General features: G+C 55.0%; 3 protein-coding genes. All 3 read right to left on the reverse strand.

All coding sequences use genetic code 11. The annotated features are described in order from the left end of the window. Positions 1–1093, reverse strand: a 1093-nt coding sequence (locus tag WCC56_RS17035) for a Gfo/Idh/MocA family protein (protein WP_424693522.1), incomplete at its 3' end; no start/stop codon positions are given. Between the two features lie 10 nt (positions 1094–1103). Beyond that, positions 1104–2159 (reverse strand): sugar phosphate isomerase/epimerase family protein, encoded by a 1056-nt coding sequence (locus tag WCC56_RS17040; protein ID WP_424693523.1) that lies wholly within the window; start codon positions 2157–2159, stop codon positions 1104–1106. A gap of 16 nt (positions 2160–2175) precedes the next feature. After that, positions 2176–2574, reverse strand: a 399-nt coding sequence (locus tag WCC56_RS17045) for an MFS transporter (RefSeq protein WP_424693524.1), incomplete at its 5' end; no start/stop codon positions are given.

Consider the following 2574-nt stretch of genomic DNA (forward strand, 5'->3'; position numbering starts at 1 on the left):
CAACAATCGCCATCACTTGTGCCCCTTCATGGAAAGTCGCGAATCCGCCTGCCTGCGGGTTTCCCTGCTCTACCGCCTGATAAAACGCCTGCATCATATTGCGGAACGCATCAGGCCAGCCCTCAATATGCCCGCCGGGGAAACGAGCCCGGCTGGCAACATCCGGATTCAGCAGTGACGGGTCGTCAGATAAGATCTGATTGGCTTTATGCCGATGACCCAGCCAAAGCTGTTGGGGAGTTTCCTGGTCCCAGGCCAGTGAGCCACTGCTGCCATTCACTTCCAGATTGAGGCGATTTTTGCGCCCTGCGGAAACCTGCGACACGCTGAAACTGCCTTTACTGCCGTCATCAAAGCGGAACAGAATGAACCCCATATCTTCCGTGGTGACGGGATGAGATTCGTAGCGCGTTTCCTCTTCCTGACCGGCACCAAAAGTGGCCGCGCCATTCAGACTCGCTTTTCGCGTTGGCCAGACAATCGAGAGATCGGCCATCACCGCAACGATTTTTTTGCCGGTGATAAACTGGATGGTGTCACACCAGTGTGAACCGATATCTGCAACCGCGCGGGAAATCCCCCCTTTTTGGGCATCCACTCGCCAGTTATAGTCGGTCTCTTCCAGCATCCAGTCCTGATGATAACTGCCCTGAGCTGAGAACAACCGGCCCAGCTGCTGATATCTCATCATGCTGGCCGCCTGCTGCACCATGGCAAACTGACGATAGACAAAGCTGACCCCGTGTACCACGCCAGACTGCTCAGCCAGCGCTGTCAGCTCGTGGGCTTCGTCCATCGTCATACATAACGGTTTCTCCGAGAACACGTGCTTCCCGGCGCGGAGGATCTGCCGGTTTATTTCTGCATGCAAATGGTTGGGCGTACAGTTATGCACGGCATGAAGACCTTCATGCTGCAGAAAGGCCGCCACGTCGCTGTAAGCATGTGGAACATTCAGTGCAGCAGCACGTGACAGTGCAACGGATTGACTGGCATCACAGATGGCCACCACATTGATGTTACCCAGCCGACGGAGTGCTTCTATATGCGCCGGGCCAATAAACCCGGTGCCGATAATTCCCACATTGATCATCTTCGGTTCCTTAATCCAACCCCAGCTGCTTGCGCACGTGGGTGAGTGAGCTGTCCTGCGCGGCAAAATCATCAAAAGCGCGGTCGGCTACGGGGATAATATGGCGCTGAATAAATTCAGCCCCTTCCCGTGCGCCCGTCTCACTCTCTTTCAGGCAGCATTCCCACTCCAGCACCGCCCAGCCTGCGTAATCGTACTGTGCCAGCTTGCTGAAAATGCTTTTGAAGTCGATCTGCCCGTCGCCTGGCGAACGGAAACGCCCGGCACGCTCAATCCAGGGTTGATAGCCGCCATACACGCCGCTACGACCATTCGGCACATATTCAGCATCCTTGACGTGGAAGGCCTTGATGCGGGCGTGATAGTGATCAATAAACTGCAGATAGTCCATCTGCTGCAGGTGCAAATGGCTGGGATCAAACAGGATATTGCAGCGCGGATGGTTGTTCACCCGTGCTAAAAAGCGTTCAAAAGTCACCCCATCATGAAGGTCTTCACCGGGGTGAATTTCATAGCAAACATCCACACCCTGTCGGTCAAATTCGTCCAATACCGGTTCCCAGCGGCGCGCCAGTTCATCAAATGCTTCGCTGAGGAGTTGAGTATTGTGCGGTGGCCAGGGGTAAAGATAGGGCCAGGCCAGTGAACCGGAGAAAGTGGCGTGCGCGTTCAACCCCAGATTGGCCGATGCAACAGCAGCAAGTTTCACGGTTTTGATAGCCCACGCAGTCCGCTTAGCACTGTCACCCCGCACCTGTTCAGGCGCGAAGCCATCAAAGGCCACATCATGGGCCGGATGAACCGCGATCAGCTGTCCTTCAAGGTGGGTAGACAGCTCGCTTACCACCAGCCCGTAGTTCGCCAGTAATCCCCTGATCTCATCACAATACGTTTTGCTGGCTGCGGCTTTCTCCAGGTCAAAAATCGCCGGATGATTGCAGGGGATCTGTAGCGCCTTATACCCCAATGCAGAGGCCCACTGCGCAAGCCCCTCCAACGAATTAAAGGGTGCCTGCGGGCCTATAAACTGGGACAGAAAAATCCCGGGTCCTTTTAACGTTTTCACGTTTACCTCCAGTTAATCAAACCGCTTCATCCCGATATTTAAAGGTGAAGAGGAACAGAATGGCGATCGCCGCTGCCGCAACGGCCGGGATCCACCAGAAAATAGCCCAGTTCTGTGCCGTTCCCTGCCCGGCAACCAGAGTGTTGTAAAGCACGCCGGAAATCTGCGAACCGAGCAACATGCCGATACCGTAGGTGAACATCACCACCATGCTTTGTGCCTGTCCTTTCACTTTCGCCCCGGCTATGCGGTCGGTGTAGATAAAGCCCACCACGAAGAAAAAGTCATAACAGACGCCATGCAGAAGAATGCCGAGGTAGATCAATGTGCGGCTCTGGTCGTCCATGCCCAGCGCGAACAGTGCATAACGCACAAACCAGGCACACATCCCTGCCAGCAGCATGTATTTCACGCC

Origin of the sequence: Erwinia sp., from assembly GCF_049696395.1 — a bacterium.
GTDB lineage: Bacteria > Pseudomonadota > Gammaproteobacteria > Enterobacterales > Enterobacteriaceae > Erwinia.